The organism is Halorubrum alkaliphilum (genome assembly GCF_017873815.1).
GTDB lineage: Archaea > Halobacteriota > Halobacteria > Halobacteriales > Haloferacaceae > Halorubrum > Halorubrum alkaliphilum.
In genome coordinates this window covers 87,537-104,874 of the sequence record NZ_JAGGKQ010000001.1, presented here as the reverse complement: position 1 = coordinate 104,874, position 17,338 = coordinate 87,537, and the positions used below count along the sequence as shown (strand labels likewise).

Annotated in this window: 19 protein-coding genes; 7 read left to right on the top strand and 12 right to left on the bottom strand. The window is 67.5% G+C overall.

The window, feature by feature from the left end:
* Positions 1 to 58: 58 nt before the first annotated feature.
* From gcvPB to J2751_RS00480, 5 genes are all read right to left on the bottom strand, one after another.
* Positions 59 to 1,495: an aminomethyl-transferring glycine dehydrogenase subunit GcvPB gene (gene gcvPB / locus J2751_RS00500; RefSeq protein WP_209482502.1), complete on the bottom strand. Its 1,437-nt coding sequence runs from the start codon at positions 1,493 to 1,495 to the stop codon at positions 59 to 61.
* Position 1,496: 1 nt separating this feature from the next.
* Positions 1,497 to 2,816 carry an aminomethyl-transferring glycine dehydrogenase subunit GcvPA gene (gene gcvPA / locus J2751_RS00495; protein WP_209482501.1) on the bottom strand — a complete coding sequence of 440 codons (1,320 nt, stop codon included), beginning with the start codon at positions 2,814 to 2,816 and terminating at the stop codon, positions 1,497 to 1,499.
* Entirely contained in the window at positions 2,813 to 3,196 is a 384-nt protein-coding gene (gene gcvH, locus J2751_RS00490) for a glycine cleavage system protein GcvH (RefSeq protein WP_209482500.1), read from the bottom strand. The genes gcvPA and gcvH overlap by 4 nt, the downstream gene beginning before the upstream one ends.
* A 227-nt stretch (positions 3,197 to 3,423) precedes the next feature.
* On the bottom strand, positions 3,424 to 4,353 hold the full coding sequence (locus tag J2751_RS00485) for a mannonate dehydratase (protein ID WP_209482644.1): 930 nt from the start codon (positions 4,351 to 4,353) through the stop codon (positions 3,424 to 3,426).
* A gap of 163 nt (positions 4,354 to 4,516) precedes the next feature.
* Complete coding sequence (locus J2751_RS00480) at positions 4,517 to 5,803, bottom strand: AGE family epimerase/isomerase (RefSeq protein ID WP_209482499.1); 1,287 nt, start codon at positions 5,801 to 5,803, stop codon at positions 4,517 to 4,519.
* Positions 5,804 to 6,239: 436 nt separating this feature from the next.
* Here J2751_RS00480 and J2751_RS00475 point away from each other — a divergent pair, with 436 nt between their 5' ends.
* Positions 6,240 to 7,106 carry an SMP-30/gluconolactonase/LRE family protein gene (locus J2751_RS00475; RefSeq protein ID WP_209482498.1) on the top strand — a complete coding sequence of 289 codons (867 nt, stop codon included), beginning with the start codon at positions 6,240 to 6,242 and terminating at the stop codon, positions 7,104 to 7,106.
* A gap of 89 nt (positions 7,107 to 7,195) precedes the next feature.
* Complete coding sequence (tmk, locus tag J2751_RS00470; protein ID WP_209482497.1) at positions 7,196 to 7,789, top strand: dTMP kinase; 594 nt, start codon at positions 7,196 to 7,198, stop codon at positions 7,787 to 7,789.
* Positions 7,790 to 7,820: 31 nt separating this feature from the next.
* Here the strand turns inward: tmk and J2751_RS00465 are convergent, their stop codons facing one another.
* Together J2751_RS00465 and J2751_RS00460 are read right to left on the bottom strand one after the other, a co-directional pair.
* A complete protein-coding gene (locus tag J2751_RS00465) occupies positions 7,821 to 8,144 on the bottom strand; it encodes a hypothetical protein (protein ID WP_209482496.1) in 324 nt (107 codons plus the stop codon).
* A 76-nt stretch (positions 8,145 to 8,220) separates the two neighbouring features.
* Positions 8,221 to 8,805 (bottom strand): DUF5813 family protein, encoded by a 585-nt coding sequence (locus J2751_RS00460; RefSeq protein WP_209482495.1) that lies wholly within the window; start codon positions 8,803 to 8,805, stop codon positions 8,221 to 8,223.
* A gap of 151 nt (positions 8,806 to 8,956) precedes the next feature.
* On the opposite strand from J2751_RS00460, the gene J2751_RS00455 reads away from it, so the two are divergent.
* Positions 8,957 to 10,300 (top strand): carboxylate--amine ligase, encoded by a 1,344-nt coding sequence (locus J2751_RS00455; RefSeq protein ID WP_209482494.1) that lies wholly within the window; start codon positions 8,957 to 8,959, stop codon positions 10,298 to 10,300.
* A gap of 36 nt (positions 10,301 to 10,336) precedes the next feature.
* Here the strand turns inward: J2751_RS00455 and J2751_RS00450 are convergent, their stop codons facing one another.
* Positions 10,337 to 10,741: a halocyanin domain-containing protein gene (locus tag J2751_RS00450; RefSeq protein ID WP_209482493.1), complete on the bottom strand. Its 405-nt coding sequence runs from the start codon at positions 10,739 to 10,741 to the stop codon at positions 10,337 to 10,339.
* 92 nt (positions 10,742 to 10,833) lie between these two features.
* On the opposite strand from J2751_RS00450, the gene J2751_RS00445 reads away from it, so the two are divergent.
* Positions 10,834 to 11,298: a DUF5799 family protein gene (locus tag J2751_RS00445; protein WP_209482492.1), complete on the top strand. Its 465-nt coding sequence runs from the start codon at positions 10,834 to 10,836 to the stop codon at positions 11,296 to 11,298.
* Between the two features lie 36 nt (positions 11,299 to 11,334).
* Here the strand turns inward: J2751_RS00445 and J2751_RS15675 are convergent, their stop codons facing one another.
* Positions 11,335 to 11,460, bottom strand: coding sequence for a DUF7557 family protein (locus J2751_RS15675; RefSeq protein ID WP_280900814.1), 126 nt, complete (start codon positions 11,458 to 11,460; stop codon positions 11,335 to 11,337).
* Positions 11,461 to 11,505: 45 nt separating this feature from the next.
* Positions 11,506 to 13,647, bottom strand: coding sequence for a hypothetical protein (locus tag J2751_RS00440; RefSeq protein ID WP_209482491.1), 2,142 nt, complete (start codon positions 13,645 to 13,647; stop codon positions 11,506 to 11,508).
* 113 nt (positions 13,648 to 13,760) lie between these two features.
* On the opposite strand from J2751_RS00440, the gene J2751_RS00435 reads away from it, so the two are divergent.
* Entirely contained in the window at positions 13,761 to 14,771 is a 1,011-nt protein-coding gene (locus tag J2751_RS00435) for a phosphotransferase family protein (RefSeq protein ID WP_209482490.1), read from the top strand.
* Here J2751_RS00435 and J2751_RS00430 read toward each other — a convergent pair.
* Complete coding sequence (locus tag J2751_RS00430; RefSeq protein WP_209482489.1) at positions 14,768 to 15,562, bottom strand: aldo/keto reductase; 795 nt, start codon at positions 15,560 to 15,562, stop codon at positions 14,768 to 14,770. The genes J2751_RS00435 and J2751_RS00430 overlap by 4 nt on opposite strands.
* Before the next feature lie 224 nt (positions 15,563 to 15,786).
* Between J2751_RS00430 and J2751_RS00425 the strand changes: the two genes are divergently transcribed.
* A complete protein-coding gene (locus J2751_RS00425; protein ID WP_209482488.1) occupies positions 15,787 to 16,434 on the top strand; it encodes an alpha/beta hydrolase in 648 nt (215 codons plus the stop codon).
* A 70-nt stretch (positions 16,435 to 16,504) separates the two neighbouring features.
* Here the strand turns inward: J2751_RS00425 and J2751_RS00420 are convergent, their stop codons facing one another.
* Positions 16,505 to 17,056, bottom strand: a complete 552-nt coding sequence (locus J2751_RS00420; protein WP_209482487.1) for a zinc ribbon domain-containing protein — start codon at positions 17,054 to 17,056, stop codon at positions 16,505 to 16,507.
* Positions 17,057 to 17,132: 76 nt separating this feature from the next.
* Here J2751_RS00420 and J2751_RS00415 point away from each other — a divergent pair, with 76 nt between their 5' ends.
* Positions 17,133 to 17,300, top strand: a complete 168-nt coding sequence (locus J2751_RS00415; RefSeq protein ID WP_209482653.1) for a hypothetical protein — start codon at positions 17,133 to 17,135, stop codon at positions 17,298 to 17,300.
* Positions 17,301 to 17,338 lie beyond the last annotated feature (38 nt).

The window sequence follows — 17,338 nt, the reverse complement described above, 5'->3', positions numbered from 1 at the left end:
GGCAGGGACGGATCGCCGCGAGCCCGGCTACCGCCAGCCTCACTGCCGCGAGCCGCGCCTACTCGCCGTCGTTTTCGAGCGCCCGCCAAGAGAGCCGCGGGGTGCGCGCGGCGTCGACCTGATCGATACGGGCCGACGTCGTCCGGTTCGGCGCGGCGTCGAGCGTCTCATCGTCGTCGGCGTACGCCCGGTTGAACGCGGCCGCGAGGTCGTCGAGCGACGACTGCCCCTCGATCTCGGTCGGCTCGGTCAACATCGCCTCGGGCACCATCTCGGGCCACTTCGTCGTGGGCGGGTGAACGCCGAAGTCGAGCATTCGCTTCGCGACGTCGGCGGCGTCGCGGTCGCCGGCGGTCGCCGCGAACTCGTGATGGAAGGGGCCGTAGGGCACGTCGAGGTCGATCCGCTCGCCCAAATAGTTCGCGTTGAGCACGGCCTTCGCCGCCGCGTCCGCGAGCCCCTCGTCGCCGAGTCGCGCGATGTAGGCGTACGTCTTTATTAACACGAGCCAGTTGCCCTCGAAGCCGTGTACCTTCCCGATCGACTCCGGCGGGTCGAACCGCTCGTAGCCGCTTCCCGTCTCCGCCTCGCGCACTCGCGGTCGCGGGAGGAACTCGGCGAGTTCGTCGGTGACGCCGACGGGACCGGCACCCGGTCCGCCGCCGCCGTGTGGCGTCGCGAACGTCTTGTGGACGTTGTAGTGCATCACGTCGAACCCCATGTCGCCGGGGCGACCGCGACCCAACAGCGCGTTGAGGTTTGCCCCGTCGTAGTAGAGGAGTCCGCCCGCGTCGTGAACGATGTCAGCGATCTCCGTGATATCACGCTCGAACAGACCGACGGTGTTCGGGTTCGTCAACATCAGCGCGGCCGTGTCGTCGCCGACGGCGGCTTCGAGCGCCTCCAGATCGACGCGTCCGTCATCGCCGGAAGGGAGTTCGACCACGTCGTAGCCGGCGAGCGCGGCGGTCGCGAAGTTGGTTCCGTGCGCCGACGACGGGATCACGACCTCCGAACGGTCGTTGTCGTGGTGCTCGTGATACGCCTTCGCGATCAGGATCCCGGTGAACTCGCCGGCGGCACCCGCGGGCGGCTGGAGCGTGACCGCGTCCATCCCGCCGATGTCGGCGAGGAACTCCTGGAGGCGATGCTGTAGCTCTAAGTTCCCCTGAACGGTTCGGTCGGAGCGATCCGGATGGACCGCCGCGTTCGGATCCGTGGCGACGTCCTCCGTGAACTTCGGGTTGTACTTCATCGTACAGCTCCCAAGCGGGTACGGACCCGAATCTATCGACCAGTTCATCTGCGAGAGGCGGGTGTAGTGGCGGGCGATCTCCGGTTCCGAGGGGTTCGGTAGCGTCACCTCATCGCGTGTGAGTTCGTCCGGAAGCGGGGACTCGTCGGTTACGTCCACCGTCGCCTCGCCCGTCTCCGAGAGAAGCGGTTCGTGATGCGGTTCGTCCTCTCGCGTGTAGCGAGCCTGATCGTGTCGCATCTCAGATCACCTCCTCGAACGCCGCGACCAACCCGTCGGCGCGGTCGGCGTTCAGATCGGTCACGCACACCTCGATGAGATGCTCTCCGACCACGTGAACCGCGAACCCTTCGTCCGCGAGGTCGCCCGCGACCGCGGCCGCCGGCTGGTCGGTGTTGACGACGAACTCCCGGAAGTGGTGCCGATCGTGGACCGGTGCCTTCGCGCCCGAGAGATCGTCGATCCGTTCGGCGAGATCCGCCGCCTCACGGACGCAGTCGTTCGCGAGTTCGACGAGCCCGTCCGGGCCGAGCGTCGCCGCGTGGATCGCCGCGCGGAGCGCCACCCACGCCTGGTTCGTACAGATGTTCGAGGTGGCACGCTCCTTGCGGATATGTTGTTCACGGGTCTGAAGCGTGAGCGTGAACGCGCGGTCCCCGTGCGCGTCCTCGCCGGCACCGACGAGCCGCCCGGGGACCTGTCGGAGGAACTCCTCGCGACACGCGAACACGCCGAGCCCCATGCCGTAGGCGGTCGGCAGGCCGAGCGCGCCGGCCTCGCCGACGACGACGTCGGCCCCGACGCTCGCGGGCTCCTCGAGGACCGAGAGCGCGACGACGTCCGAGCCGAGCGTGAACAGCGCGTCGTTCTCGCTCGCGAGCTCGCCGATAGTCGAGAGCCGTTCTTCGATACAGCCGCGGACGGTCGGGTTCTCGGCGTACACCATGACGACGTCGTCGCCGAGTCGCTCCGCGAGGGCGTCGACGTCGACGACTCCGTCGTCCATCGGATACGACTCGACGGTCAGATCCGCGCCCGCACAGTAGTTTGAGAGCACCGCCGCCTTGCCCTCCCGGAGGTGCTCGGGCACCACGACGACGTCGCCGCTCGTCGAGCGAACGCGGTCGGCAAGGGTCGCGGCCTCCGCCAGCCCGGTCGCGGCGTCGTACATCGAGCAGTTCGCCACCGGAAGCCCGGTCAGCTCGACGAGCATCGACTGGTACTCGAACAACGCCTGTAAGAATCCCTGTGAGACCTCGGGCTGGTACTGCGTGTAGCTCGTGAGGAACTCCGCACGGTCCGAGAGGTGGTCGACGACGCTCGGCACGTAGTGACCGTAGTGACCGCGCCCGAGGAACTCGACGAGGTCGTCGTTACGACCGAACAGTCGGGTACACTCGCGGCGGATCTCCCGCTCGCTCCGGGTGTCGATGCCGAACTCGCCGTCGAACCCGACCGCATCGGGGATGTCGAACAGCGCCTCCTCGTCGTCGACGCCGATCGTTTCGAGCATCGCGTCGGTCTCCGCGTCGGTGTGTGGCGCGTACGGACTCCCGCTCATGCGATCTGTTCGTCGTAGTCGGCCGCGTCGAGCAGCGCCTCGAAGCCGACTCCGTCGCTCGGCGCGACCTCGATCATCCAGCCGTCCCCGTACGGGTCCTCGTTGACGAGTTCGGGGCGGTCGAACAGCTCCTCGTTTACCGCGACGACCTCGCCGGAGACCGGAGAGTAGAGGTCGGAAACGGCCTTTATCGACTCGACGACGCCGAACGTCTCGCCCGCGACGACCTCGTCGCCGACGGACGGCAGCTCGACGAACACCACGTCGCCCAGTTCGTCCTGTGCGAAGTCCGAGACGCCGATCCGAACCGTCTCTCCGTCTCCGGTCGTCCATTCGTGCGATTCTAGGTATCGTAACTCGTCTGGAACTTCGAAGCTCATTGTGGGATAGACCGTGGCACCCCTTCTCCCGGGATTCGGCCACCGTGGCCGGCGGGCCATCGACGGGCCATTGGCGGGCCATCGTCCGGGTAGGAGTGGTCCACGATTCGCGTACCTAACCCTACCGAGGACGAGGAAATAAAAGGTGTGTTCCCGGCGGTCCGTCGCGGGTCACGAGTGGCATCGCAGCCGATGTCACGAGGCAGTGCCGAACCGAACTACGGGTCTCATTCGATCAGTCCCTTGATGTAGCCGATCGCGAACAGTCGGCCAATGTCGGTGTAGCCCGCCATGGCGTCCTCACGGTCCTGTTCTCCGATCATTCTCGGGACGTGATCCGGGCGGATCGGACCGTCGAAGCCGACCTCTCGATACGCCTCGATCGCCGCCTTCATATCCGTCGGTCCCTCGTCGTGCCACGTCTCGACGAAGTTCCGCTCGTCGCCCTCGACGTCTCGGAAGTGGACGAAGTGGATCCGGTCGCCGAACTCGCGGATCGCCTCGATCGTGTCCCCCGCCATCGCCGAGAAGTTACCCTGACAGAACGTGACCCCGTGCCGCGGACTCTCGTGGAGGTCTAGGATGCGGCGATAGTCCTCGACGGACTGGACGATACGCGGGACGCCGCGAACTGGCGAGGTCGGTGGGTCGTCGGGGTGTAAGGCGAGGTTCACCCCGTACTCCTCGGCGACAGGAACGATCTCGTCGAGGAAGTACTCGAGGTTCTCCCACAGCTCTGCCTCGGTGATTCCGGCCGCCTCGTGGTCCGGGGCGCGCTCGGTCCACTCGTGGTCGTACCCGATGCGCTGGGAGCCGCCGCGCCCGGGGAGCGAGTCGGACGTCCGGATGACGCCCAGCGGGTTCTCCGTCCACACCCAACAGTAGGTGTCGATCCCGAGTCGCCCCATGTTCTCGATCAGCGTCTTGACCGTTGCTATCTCCTCGTCACGGCCCTCCTCGCCGAGCACCGTGTTCTCCATCGGGGGGCGGTCCTCGACGACGTCCAACGAGAAGCCGTGGTCGGCAAACCGGGTGACGGTCCGCTGGAGCGTATCGTACTCCCACCAGTCGTCGACTCCCCAGAAGCGCACGACCGCCGTGTCGAGTCCGAGCTGCTTCGCGATGGTCCACCGCCGGTCCGGGCGCGGCGGGAGCATCACCGTCGGATCCGCTTCCGCGTCGTTCGCGCTCGCAGCAGTGTCGTTTCCGGTCGGGTCGGTGTCGTTCGATGTCATGTGTGTTAGTGTGTGTGTCGCCGTGTCAGTGGTCGTCGTATCCGTGGTCGTCACCGGCTCTCCGTCGAGTGGAGGCCGGTCGGGATCAGTCGTCACGTAACCGCCTCCGTGCGGATCGGTATCCCTCATAGCGCGCGCCCAGCGGATGGTAGTCCGGCTCGACGCCGGGCGAATCCGGCGGAACGACTCCGCCGCCGTCCTCGGGAGCGAGCCGCTTCTCGTACCAGACGCCGGCAGGTCCCCGATACAGGTCGGCGCAGATCTCGAAGCGTCGATTCCATTCGTCGAGGACCCCGGCCGCCTCGTCGTCACCGTTCGCGACCGCCCGCTCGGACAGCGCCGCGGACGCACCCATCGCCTCTGCGAGCGCCCAGCCGTAACGGTCGGCGACGATCGGCGTTCCGTTCGCCTCGTGAGTGTAGACGAACCCGTTCTCCGCCCAGCCGTGGTCGACGGCGCTGTCGAACAGCTCCCGGGCACGCTCGTACCAGCCGGTGGTCCCCGCGTCGACCTTCGGCGGGTCCGCCCCGTAGCGATCCAGGAGCGCGAGGAACTTCGCCCACTCGATGTGATGACCGGGTTGGTAGCCCGGCGGTCGGAACTGGTGGCGCGGAGTCTCCTCGTTGTACGCGAAGTCGTGGTCCCATTCGTCGGAGTAGTGCTCCCACAGCAGGCCGCCCGTCTCTCCCGCTAGCTCGACCGTGATCGTCTCGGCGATGTGACGCGCGCGATCGAGGTATCGCTCCTCGCCGGTCGCCTCGTAGGCGGCGAGATACGCCTCGCACGCATGCATGTTCGCGTTCTGGCCGCGGTAGGCCTCCTTCTCGGTCCAGTCGGGGTCACAGTCGCTGCGGAGCAGTCCAGCCTCGTCGCGGAACCGCGCCTCGATCAGCTCGTGGGTCGCCTCCAGATCGGCCGCGGCCCCCTCGATCCCGGCGTCCGTCGACCGGGCGTATGCGAGGAGAACGAACGCGTGAGCGTAGGCGGACCGCGTCCGATCGACCGGCTCCCCCGACCCGTCCACGACGAGATGGTAGCCGCCGCCGGCACCGTCGTCGTGCTCACCGCCGGTAGCGCGATGAGCCTCCCGGAGGAACCGCAGCCCGTGTTCGGCGGCGTCGATACACCAGTCCGGGCCGTCGACGAGTGCCCCGACCGCGAGGTTCGCGATCGACCGGCAGGTCGCGACGAGGTGTCGTCGGTCACCGGTGTAGTGGTCGCCGGTTCGCGGGTGTAACAGCCGGAACCCGCGGTCGGCGAGTACGTCCGGATACTGTACGCGGAGCGTCGCGAGGACGCCTCCTCGGTTGGCACCCGCCCGATCCCGCAACGCGTCGGTTTCGGCGGTACGTGTGTCGTGGTTCGATGTCATGGTGTGTGTTCCGGCTCCGTGTACGTCGGTGTCGGCTGCTGGCTCCGGACGAGGAGAACGGCCGTCTGAGTCCGTGATGACGCTCACGGACGAGGTATCGTCTCCCGTGTCAGCGTCGTCTCGGTGATCGGCTCCCGTCGTGGTACCCGGGTTTGCGTGCGAGTCGGCGTCGGCGACTGCCGAGACCGCCGGCTCGATGAGCTCCTCGACGTCGTTGACCCTCTCGTTATTCGTTGATCGCCTCCACGAGTACTGAACTGACTATTTTAGAAGATTCTACCGATCGGAGTCGACGCCGCGGGACGAACGAGCGAAGGCGACCGTGGGCCGATCGATGGCGACGGTCCTCACACGATCAGATCGTCCGTGAATTGTGCTACACTACCCGAGGGTACGAGACGGGGAATGAAGTATCACGCTTAAGAAAGGGAGTCGCATGAACGACGTCGATCCCGTCCGCGTTGCCGACACACGCGCGCACACAGGTGAAGGACCGTTGTGGCATCCGGAGGAGGAACGACTGTACTGGGTAGACATCCCGGCCGGCCGGCTGTACGCGCACGACCCGGCCACGGGAGCGAACGACCTCGTCTACGAGACGGACGGTGACCCGCTGGGCGGCTACACGATCGAGGCGGACGGAGCCCTCCTGCTGTTCACTCATGGAACGGTGGAACGGTACGTCCCCGGTACGGACGGGACCGAAACGGTTCTCGACGTCGACGCCGAGACACGGTTCAACGACGTGATAGCGGACCCCGAGGGGCGCGTGTTCGCGGGGACGATGCCGAGCGGGGACGGGCTCGGTGACCTGTACCGGATCGACCCCGACGGGTCGACCCGAGTCGTCGTCGAGGGGCTCGACATCCCGAACGGCATGGGGTTCTCGCGCGGCGGCGAGACGTTCTACCTCACGGAATCGGAGGCGCGGTCGATCTACGCGTTCGAGTACGACCGGACGACTGGATCGATCTCGAACCGCCGAACGTTCCGGGAGACGCCCGAAAACGACGGCGTTCCGGACGGTTTGACCGTCGACGACGCGGACCACGTCTGGTCGGCCAGGTGGAACGGAAGCCGCGTCGTCCGGTACGACCCGGACGGCGAGCCGGTCGAGACGATCGCGCTCCCGGCGCGGAAGGTCTCGTCCGTGACGTTCGCGGGTCCCGACTACGACGACCTCTACCTGACGACCGCGTTGACCGACGCCGATCGCGACACGGAGGGTGAGGGGGCGGGCGCACTGTTTCGAGTCCCCGACGTCGGCGGGGGCGTCCCGGAGTTCCGGTCGCGGATCGCCTGACTATCCGTGAGGACGGGAGCCGCGACGGTCGTCAGTCCCGGCGGCGACCGGATCCGGCGATTTATTCGTCGGGCTGCCGGAGCGAACGCATGCTGATCACGCTGGAGGGACTGGACGGAAGCGGGAAAACGACGGTCTGGGAGGCGCTCCACGACGTCTACCCCGACGCCCTGTTCACCCGCGAGCCGACCGACTCCTGGTACGGAGACGCGGTGTATCGCTCCATCGACGACGACGACGCTGATCCGCTCGCCGAACTCTTCCTGTACACCGCCGACCACGCCGACCACCTCGCCAACACGGTCCGACCGGCGCTCGACGAGGGGCGTCTCGTCGTCTCCGACCGCTACTCCGACTCGCGGTTCGCGTATCAGGCCGCGACCATCGCCGCGAGCGACGCGGACGTCGCCCGACCCCTGGAGTACGTACGGGGGATCCACAGCGCGTTCTCGCGTCCGCCGGACGCGACGATCTATCTCGACCTCGACGCACGAACCGCGGCGGACCGAGCGGGACGGACGAACAAGCTCGAACGCGACGGCTACCTGTCCGCGGTTCGGAAGAACTACGAACGGCTCGTCGAGGCCGAACCCGAGCGGTTCGTTCGGATCGACGCAACCCGATCGCCGGAGGCGGTGATCGACTCTGTCGAGCGGGCGCTCGCGGATATCCTCGACGAGTGAGTTGCCGTTGCGTACCCTCTCTTGGCCCCGATCACCGCGTATCCGGCAGCTCGTACTCGTCGGGCGGTTCGACGTAGAGGTAGTCGATGGCAGCACCGAGAACGGCCGGTAGCACCACGAGCAGCGCGACGACGACGGCCGGACTCCGGAGGTTCACTCCCGTTCCGAGACCGAAGAACCCGGCGAAAAGCAGGGTCGACACGAGCAACAGGATCGGCGTCAGGACGACGGTGTACACTACCCATCCCCACGACGTCGACAGTCGAAGCCGGAAAAAGCGTGTCACCACGCCGGCAACGAGGGTGTGAAACGCCAGCAGCGCGACGACGAGCGCGAATCCGAGCAGCGCGATCATGCGTCAGTGCTAGCCTCCTGCGGTCTTCCGCCGCACGTCGGCTCCAGTGAGGTCGGAGCGTCCGTGACGCTCGCCATCAGAACGCCCCGCCGTCGGCTCCGTCGGCCTCGTCTCCGCCCTGCCGCCTCGCCGACGAGATCAACCCGGCAACCGGTTCCGTGTACTCGTAACCGGGGATCACGCCCTGGACGTACGTCCCCTCGACGAAATCGATCAGCGCGCCGGCGTCGTCGACTCCGCGGCGCTCGTTGATATCGCTCAATTCGAACCGGACGACGACGTCGTCCACCCCGCGATCAACGTCGGGATCGAACTCGTGGTCGCCTCGCGTGACGCCCCCGACATCGGCGACGCGCCGTTCGAACGTCTCGAACCAGCCGGTCTCGACGACGTCGGCGACCTCGTCTGCCGTAACCGCCGACAGCGACGGCACGCGAACGGTGACGGCGAAGCGGAGACGCCCGTCTCCGGCGGAGAAAACCGCGACCTCGCCGTCGAACGCGGTCGTCTCGGAGGTCCAGACGTTCGTGTCGTCATCGCCTCCGTCACCATCCGAATCGTCGATATCGACGGGTTCGAAGGACCCGTGATCTCCGAAGGTGCGGCGGACGCGACGGGGGATCCCGGTTTCGTTCCCGGCGTCGTGCTCGGAATCGCTCATATCTCGGAGTACGCCCTGCGCACGCAAAAACGCGCCGGGATCGGGGCTCGGGCGCTCGCCGGGGGCTCCGGTACGACCCAACTCCGTCTTCGGTAGTGGCACGCGAGTCCGGTACTGGTGTCCCTTTGTACCCGGACCGGCGATCGGAGGTATGGCAGACCGATTTCACTCCACCCAGGGACTGATCGACGCGCTCACGGACGCGTCGTTCGACTGCCCGCCCGCACTCGTCAGCAACGCCCACGTCACCGGACTCGGGGTCGCGAGGGCACTCGACGCCCACGACGTGCCCGTGATCGCGCTCGACCGCCCGGCGAACGGCGGATCCGCCTCCGGCTCCAAGGACGCCTCCCGTCCCGACGGCGGCGCGGAGGCTGCGACGGTCTCGGTCACCCACGACGGCCTCGCCCCGCCGTCGGACGCGGTCGACTTTGCGGGCGCGGTCACCTATCCACTCGACGACCTCGACGGGTTCCGCGAGGACGTGGAGGCGATAGTCGACGCCGCGGGACGCGAGGCGGTCGCGTTCGGCTGTATGGACGAGTGGGCACTGGCGTACGCCGAGGCTGACCCGGACGGGGTTCGGCTCCCGTACGCGGGGATCGAGACGGTCGACGACGTGTTGAACAAGTCGCAGCTGTACGCGACCTGTGAGGAACTCGGCGTGCCGTACCCGGAGACGCATCGACTCGGGGGGAACGGCGGGGAGGGGTCGGTCGACGACGCCGACCTCGAGGCCGCGGCCGACGCGCTCGGCTTTCCGCTCGTCGTGAAGCCCGCCCGGAAGCGGGAGTTCGAGGAGGCGTTCGGCACGAACGTGATAGAGGTCGCCGACGAGGCCGAGTTCCGCGATACCGTCGCGGCCGCGGCGGCGGCGGGCGTCGAGGTGATGGCACAGAAGCGTGTCGACATCGCCACCGGCGAGGACCGCTCGCTGGCGTCGTACGTCCCGCCCTCGGGCGTCGACGACGCCCTCGCCGTCGTCGGCAACGCGGCCGTCAGATACCCCCGGCAGTTCGGCACCTCCTGTCTGGTCGAGACCGTCGCGGACCCGGAGATAGAGGCGCGAGCGCTCGGCGTCCTCGACGACGCCGGCTACCACGGGATCAGCGAGGCCGAGTTCGTCTACGACCGCGAGCGTGAGGAGTACCTCCTGCTCGACGTCAACACGCGGCCCTGGAAGTGGATCTCGCTGCCCGTGGCTGCCGGGGCGAACCTCCCGATGGCGGCGTACGCCGCGGTCACCGACGCCGAGTACGAGTCGACCGGGATCGAGCCCGCACGATGGGTCTATCTGCGCGACTACCTCGCCGCCCTCTCCGGTGGGGAGGTCGGCGACCTGCTCGGCGGCGACGACTGGCGCGCGCTGGTCTCGGGGAAATTCGAGGCTGGACGGTCGCTTACGACCGGGATCTATCGGCCGTCGGATCCGGCACCGACCGCGAAACTGTTCGAGACGGAGTTCGACGACCGCGAGTACTACTGTTCCTGCTGACCCACACGGAGGGGGCCGAGAGCCCTCCGAACCCTCTCACTCCACGACTTCGACCCGTCCGTTCATTCCCTGTGTCTGATGTGGTGTACAGACGTACTCGTACTCGCCCGGCTCCTCGAACGTGTGCTCGAAGGTGTGACCGGCCTCGTCGACGAGATCCGAGGCGAATACCTCGTCGTCGACCTCGACGACGTCGTGGCCGCCGCCTCGGCCGGTCCACTCCCAGACGACCGTGGTCCCGACGTCGATCACGACGTTCGCGGGGTCATACGAGAGCCCGTTGTCCGCGCCGACGGTCACGTCGATCGTGTCCTCGCCGGTCCGGTCGACGGCGTCACCGAAGTCGTTTCCGTCGTCTCCCAGTCCGGCACAGCCCGCGAGCCCGAGCAGGGAGAGCGCTCCGGCGGACGCGACGACCGCTCGACGGCTGCGTTCTACCATGCTCTCGGGGAAGGGATGAACGGGCTAAAACGTCTCGCCGTCTCCCGGTCGATGGGAACGAGTTTTTCAACCGTCATCGCCCATGAGCGGGTATGAGCGAGTGGACGGACGCGATCGTCGGCGAGCGGATGGCCGTCGACAATCGGTTCAACGACCGCGTGGCTTCGTCCCGCTTCTCCAGTCAGGAGTGGGGACTCATCATGACCGCGACGGAGTTCGAGATCGAGCACTCCGACGACCCCGAGAACGCGCGGATCGTCGCCGACACCTCGAACCTTCCCGCGATCATGCCCGAGTTGAAGAACGTCCGCGATCAGGTCTCGGCGATGGGTGGCACGCCCGGAGGCGGGGGAGACGGGGGATCCGGCGGCTCCGGCGGCGTCCTCGACTCGATCAAGGGCGCGCTCGGCCTCGGCGGCTCGGGCGGGGGAGCGGCCCCGAGCGACGAGGAGGTCGAGGCCGCCGAACGGCTGGTTCAGGAGTACGCCGACGAGCTACAGGCGCATCTGGAGGAGGTCGGAAAGTGGGAACAGGTGCGGATCGCGTATCAGGAGTGACCGATCGGGGCAGGGGCGCCGGCTTCTGGTTGCGAATTAGTTCCCGGTTGTGTCCGCGTGACTGTCCAGCAGTTCGGTAACGAGTTCGTCGTACTCCTCGTCGGCGGCGCGGAGCGCGTCGAGCCGTTCGATCGTCTCCTCGTCGAGGTGGATCTGTGGCATACGCCATGATTTGAGCGGAGGCGTTGAAAACTCGTCGGCAGTAGGCTACTCGGAGTCGGGTTGAATCAGCGATCGCATGTCGGGTCTGTCGCTCGTCTCGTCCTCGTCGGCGAGCGCGTCGCGGGCCGACTGTTCGATGTCTGACTCGGTGAGACCGTCACTCTGAAAGACGATCTGTCCGTTAAGATCGACGATTCCGTCAGGTTCGGGGATGAGATCCAGTACTTGCGTTCCCGACAGCGATTCTGGTTCGGTTTGTGGAATTCCCCCGAGCTCCGGCAGCTGCTGGCCCCAATTGTGGACACACGTTGACTCCGCACCAACACGCGAGTCCGTCGAGAGAGCAGTATGCGACTCAGCGATATGTGTTTTTGAAGAGCTTGACTGTATCTTGACTACACACCGATATTTATATGATCCGGGCTTTGGTGTGGCCACCACTACCCCCGGATCCCCCGCAAGTCGGATATCACCCGCCTCCTGTACCCCCGCAAGAGCAACGCTCAGAGCAAGCGGCGTCGCGCTCGCGAGGAGTCCGACGAGCGAGCGGATCCGGGAGGCATCGAGCGGTCCGTCGGCGGCGACCGACCCGACCGATCCCGACTCGACGGAGCGGTGCGCGGGTGCGACCGTCCCGGTACGCTCGAAGACCGTGGCAGCGGGGAGGGTCCGGATCCCCGCGAGGTCGATACCACCGTCTTCATGAACGATCCGTGACCCGTCGGTCGGGAGGCTACAGTACAGCAGGTCGACCGCCGGATCGGTCAGCATCTCGACGATCTCCTCGCGACTCGGGCGCTCGTACACCTCCCACGAGTCGACCCCGTCGGGCGGTGCCGGCTCGGACATCGCCCGCCTCCCGGCGTCGGCTCGCTCCGGCGAGTCGACGAGGAACGCGACCCGCACGTCACCCTCGACGGACCGGGATCCCGAGAGGAGGGTCTCGTATCCCGCGGGGCGTAACGCGGAGACCCCGGAGGGGAGCGGCTCGTCGTCGGGGTTCGGGACGCCGCCATCGGGCGGGAGATACGGGCTGGTCGCGAGCGCGAGAGGTCGGTTCGTGGTCGGAGCGCCGGCATCGTCGCCGTCGTCCCCGTCGAGCGGGGATCCACGGACGCGGATCGGAGCGACGAGGTGTGCGAGGTGCGGAAGCAGCTCCGCACCCGCGGGTCCGGGCCGGAGGACGGCCCACGTCGGCCACGGCGGCGCGTACGGCTCGAGTATCTCCGGATCGACCTCCAGATACTCCATCAGCTGTTCGCTTACCGATCGGTCCGCGAGCTTCGGCGGATAGAACGGAAGATCCGGACCGACCTGCTCGTACTCGTAGCGGTCCGACGGGACGTACCCCTCCGTGCGGACGAGCGAGTCCAGAAACAGCGTGGTTCGGAGCAGCTCCGAAACCCGCTCCTCGAGCGCCGGTCCCTCAGAGGGGAGCGGTTCAACGTACCCCGTGTCGAGCCGGATCTCCGGCTCGGCACCGGGAACGACGGCTGCGCCGAGGTAGTACGCGAGAGGAGCGATCCGATAGATGTCGGCATACGTCGGGGGGACGGCGATCTCGATCCCGGTGTCGGGGATCGAGAGGTGGTCCGGCACGTGGAGCTCGTCGCCGCGCTCTATTCTGGGCGGATAGCCGCGAAGCGTGGGCCACGAGCGCTCCGGCGACCACTCCGCTATCGACGAGCCGAGCGCCGACACCGCCGTCATCAGTGCCTCCGGGTCGTCGGGAACGGTGATCGTCGCCTCCGGGCGGGTGTGGAGGGAGCGACCTCCGACGGTGATCGTCGTCGGTCGGTCGAAGGTGATCTCGACCGGATCCTCGCCGGCCATCTCCGTTGCCTCGATCGATACGTCGACTGCGCGGACGAACACCTTCGTGGTCCCAGTGATATCGAAACAGTACGCTCCCCGAGGAAGGCTCAAATCCTCCGTCAGCATGGCGACGAACTCGCCGTCAGACTCGTTGATCGTCACCGAAGAGTAGGACGGAACCGATATCGATTCGGCCTCGAAGCTGACGGCTCGGTCGACGGGAACCGGAAACAGATCCGTGATCGCGGGCTGTGGGTCGGGCTCGCGATCGAACCGAAGCGTAAGTCGCTCACTCTCGATGCCGTCGCGGACGTACAGCGTCTCGCCGTCGGTTTCGAATTCTATTCGCCGAGCGGCGTCCCGTCCTGTCATCGAAACGTGAAACGCTCGTGATACGTATGACGTTGTCGGTCGTTCTCCCCGTTCGAGATCGTGAGCCCGCGGCTCGTCGGAACGGTTTTGCGTCACCGCGGGCCATCGAACGTATGAGCGATGCCGTCGAGGCGACCCTCCCGGTCGCGTTTCCGGATCGAGCCGTCGAGGAACTCGTCGGCGTCGGTCCCTCCTGGAACGGGGGCAACGAGACGGTGGGCGTCGACTTCGCGGATGGCGGGCGCGCGTACCTCAAGGTCGCCATCGAGGGCGACGGAAGCCGGATCGCACGCGAACGTGCGGTGTTGGAACACGTCCGGGCGAGCGGAACGGTTCCGGTCCCGAAAGTCCTCGCCGCGGACTCGGACGCGGACCCGCCGTTTCTCGCGACCGCGCCCGCGCCGGGACGGGACCTGCTCGACGTCTACGCGGCGGCAGAGGACGACCCCGAGCGAGTAGCGCTCCTGCGGGGCGTCGGGCGGACGCTGGCGGCGCTTCACGAGGGGCGCTTCGGGAGCCACGGCGAGATCGTCGGCGGTCGCGTTGACGCCGGTCTCGAACTGGAGACGGCCGGGTGGACCGACGTGCTGCTCGCGACGATCGAACGGACCCGCGAGATCGGGACGACCGATCGCCTCGCCGGACACTTCGACGCCGCCATCGACTGTGTCGAGGCCAACCGGTCGATCCTCGACGAGGCTCCGGCCGCGCTGTTACACGGGGACGTGGCCAAGCCGAACGCGTTCGTCGTCGACGAGGCGGCGGAGACGCAGGTCGGGCTGATCGACTGGGAGCTCGCGCACGTCGGCGACCCGGCCCGTGATCTGGTTCGGGCCCGCGACCAGCTGTGTAACGACTTCGATAGCGAGGGTCCCGCCCGGTTCGGCGACGCGGTGTACGCGGGCTACCGCGAGCGGGCCGGCGGGCTCCCCGAGGGGTTCGAGACACGAGCACCGGTCTACCGGGTCGTCAGGATCCTCGGCCGTTCAGGCTTTCTCGACCAGTGGGAGACGTACCTCGACACACCGATGCCGGAGCTAGTGGAGCGGATCGATGCGGAGCTGGAACGCCGATTAGCGGCCGTCCGAGCGGCGGAGACGGCGGACGGTTCCCACCGCGCTTAGTTCCACGCGGCGTCGTCCGGGTCGATGGTCCGCTCCCCGCTAACCATCGCATCGATGACTTCTAGGTCCGCCTCGGAGAGGTCGATGTCGAGCGCGCCGAGGTTCTCGATCACGTGCTCGCCGGTGGATTTGGGGATCGGAACGACATCGCGTTCGAGCGCCCACGCGAGCGCGACGACCGCCGGCGAGAGCCCGGCGCGCTCCGCGACCTCGCCGAGCACCTCGTCGTCCAGCAGCTCGCCGCCGCCGAGCGGGGAGTAGCCGACGAGGTGGTGATCGAGCTCCCCCGCAAGCTTCCGGATCTCGGGCTGTTGGAACCGTGGGTGACACTCGACCTGATGGGCCGCGATCGGCGAGTCGAGTATCTCTCGGGCTTCATGGACCAGATCCGGCGTGAAGTTGGATATTCCGACGTGGTCGGTGAGTCCCTGCTCGCGGAGTTCATCGAAGGCGGGGAGCGTCGTCTCGGCGTCGTAGCTCCGGATCGGCCAGTGGACGTAGAGGAGGTCGACGCGGTCGAGTCCGAGCCGGTCGAGACTCTCCCTTGCCGTCTCCCGAACGGCCTCCGGCGCGAGGTTCTCCGGGTGGATCTTGGTGGCGACGACGACCTCCTCGCGGTCGACGTCGGCTGCGGCGATACCCTCGCCGACGGCCGCCTCGTTGTCGTACATCTGTGCGGTGTCGACGTGGCGGTAGCCGGCTTCGAGCGCGGTCACGACCGTCTCCGTACACTCGTCCGGGTCGTCGAGTCCGGAGGTCCCGAGCCCGAGTCCGAGATCCAGCGGCGGCATGAACGGTGATTCCCGCCGTGGCCTCAAAAGGCCACCTGAGCCGGAAAGCGTGGGGTGGATCTGGCCGCGGTCCACCGCGCTTCCGCCGACAGCAACGCTTCCGCCGACAGCAACGCTTCCGCCGACAGCAACGCTTCCGCCGACAGCAACGCTTCCGCCGACAGCAACGGAACCCCGCTGCCGCGGTCGACGGATACAACCCGGGAGCCGTCGAACGGGGAGCCATGAGTGAACTCCCCTTAGAACACGTCCACGTCGCGCCGGATGACCCCGAGAACGCCCCCGCCGTCTTCGTCCTCCACGGTCGCGGAGCGGACGAGCAGGACCTGTTGCCGATCGCCGAGGCGCTTCCGGACGACCTCCACGTCGTCAGCCTCCGCGCGCCGGACCCGCTTCAGGGCGGCTACACGTGGTACGAGCTCGACCTCTCCGGCGGCGGGCTTCACCAGAGCCAGCCGGACGCCGCGGACTTCGCACGGGCACTCGATCTGGTCGGCGAGAGCGTCCACGCCGCAGTCGACGCCTACGGGATCGACCCCGATCGGATCGGCCTGCTCGGCTTCAGCCAGGGCGCGATCACGAGCCTGTCGCTGCTGCTCGAAGCGCCCGACCGCTACGCGTGGGTCGTCGCGCTTCACGGCTATCTCCCGGACTCCCACGCCGACGTCGACCCGGCAGGGATCGACGGGAAACCCGTCTTCGTCGGCGCGGGAACCGGCGACCGGGTGATCCCGGAGTCCCGTGCGTCCGCCGCGGCCGACCGCTTCCGCGAGATCGGCGCGGCAGTCACCTACGAGACGTATCCGGTCGGCCACGGGATCGGCGACGCGGAGCTGGCAGACGTCGTCGCCTTCGTCGAATCACAGTACTGATCGGGAAAACGGACGCGTCGCCCGTCTCACGCATCGCTATCGCCTACTTCACGCACCGCCTTCGCCTGCCTCACGCGTCGTTTCCACGATCCAGCGGCTCGGTACACCAGTGACAGAAGTCGATCTCGGGGTCGGTCTCCCGCCCGCAGTGGGGACAGTCGACGGTCGGGGTCTCCGCGGTCGACGTCGACTCGTTCGGAGTCTCCGCGGTCATCCCGGTCGACGAGCCGATCGAGGTGGTAGCCGCGTCGCCGTCGGACGATCGATCACCGTCGCCGAACTCGGATTCGCGGTCGCTTCCCTCTCGCCCCCCGGCTCCCGCCGTCCTCGCGCGTTGCTGACGATCGTACGTCCGGTTGTTCCGGATCGCGACGACGTACGCGTCGACGATGCTGGCCCCGATCACGACGAGCGCCGGCCCGATGTCGCCTATCGGGGGGAGCTCCCGTGCGAACAGCTGGTCGAGCGCCGCGTCGGGGACGACGAAGACGAGGGTGGCCGTGATCGCCACGTACCACGCGAGTGCTCTCCCCCATCGGCGGAGGTACGCGTGGCCGAGTCCGGAGATGACGATCGCCAGCAACACGGCGAGCCACGGTCGCCGTCGACTCACATCGCTCATACGTGGCCGGTAGGCCCCCGGGGAACGAGTAGTTGTCCCTCGGAGCGTTTATGTCCCCGAAACGCCGAGCGAGAGTATGACCGGTATTGCCGCGATGATCGGCATCGCCGCAGGCGATCTCGCCACGGGAGTCTGGTACGGGCTCATCGGCGTCGCCGTCTGGGCGATCCCCTTCGCCATCGCGTACCTTCTCTACAGGCGCTGGCGCGGCGAGGGACCGGAGTCGCGTCGAGACGCAGACTGAGATGTAACAGGAACTGCTTTATGCGGCTGCGGATGATG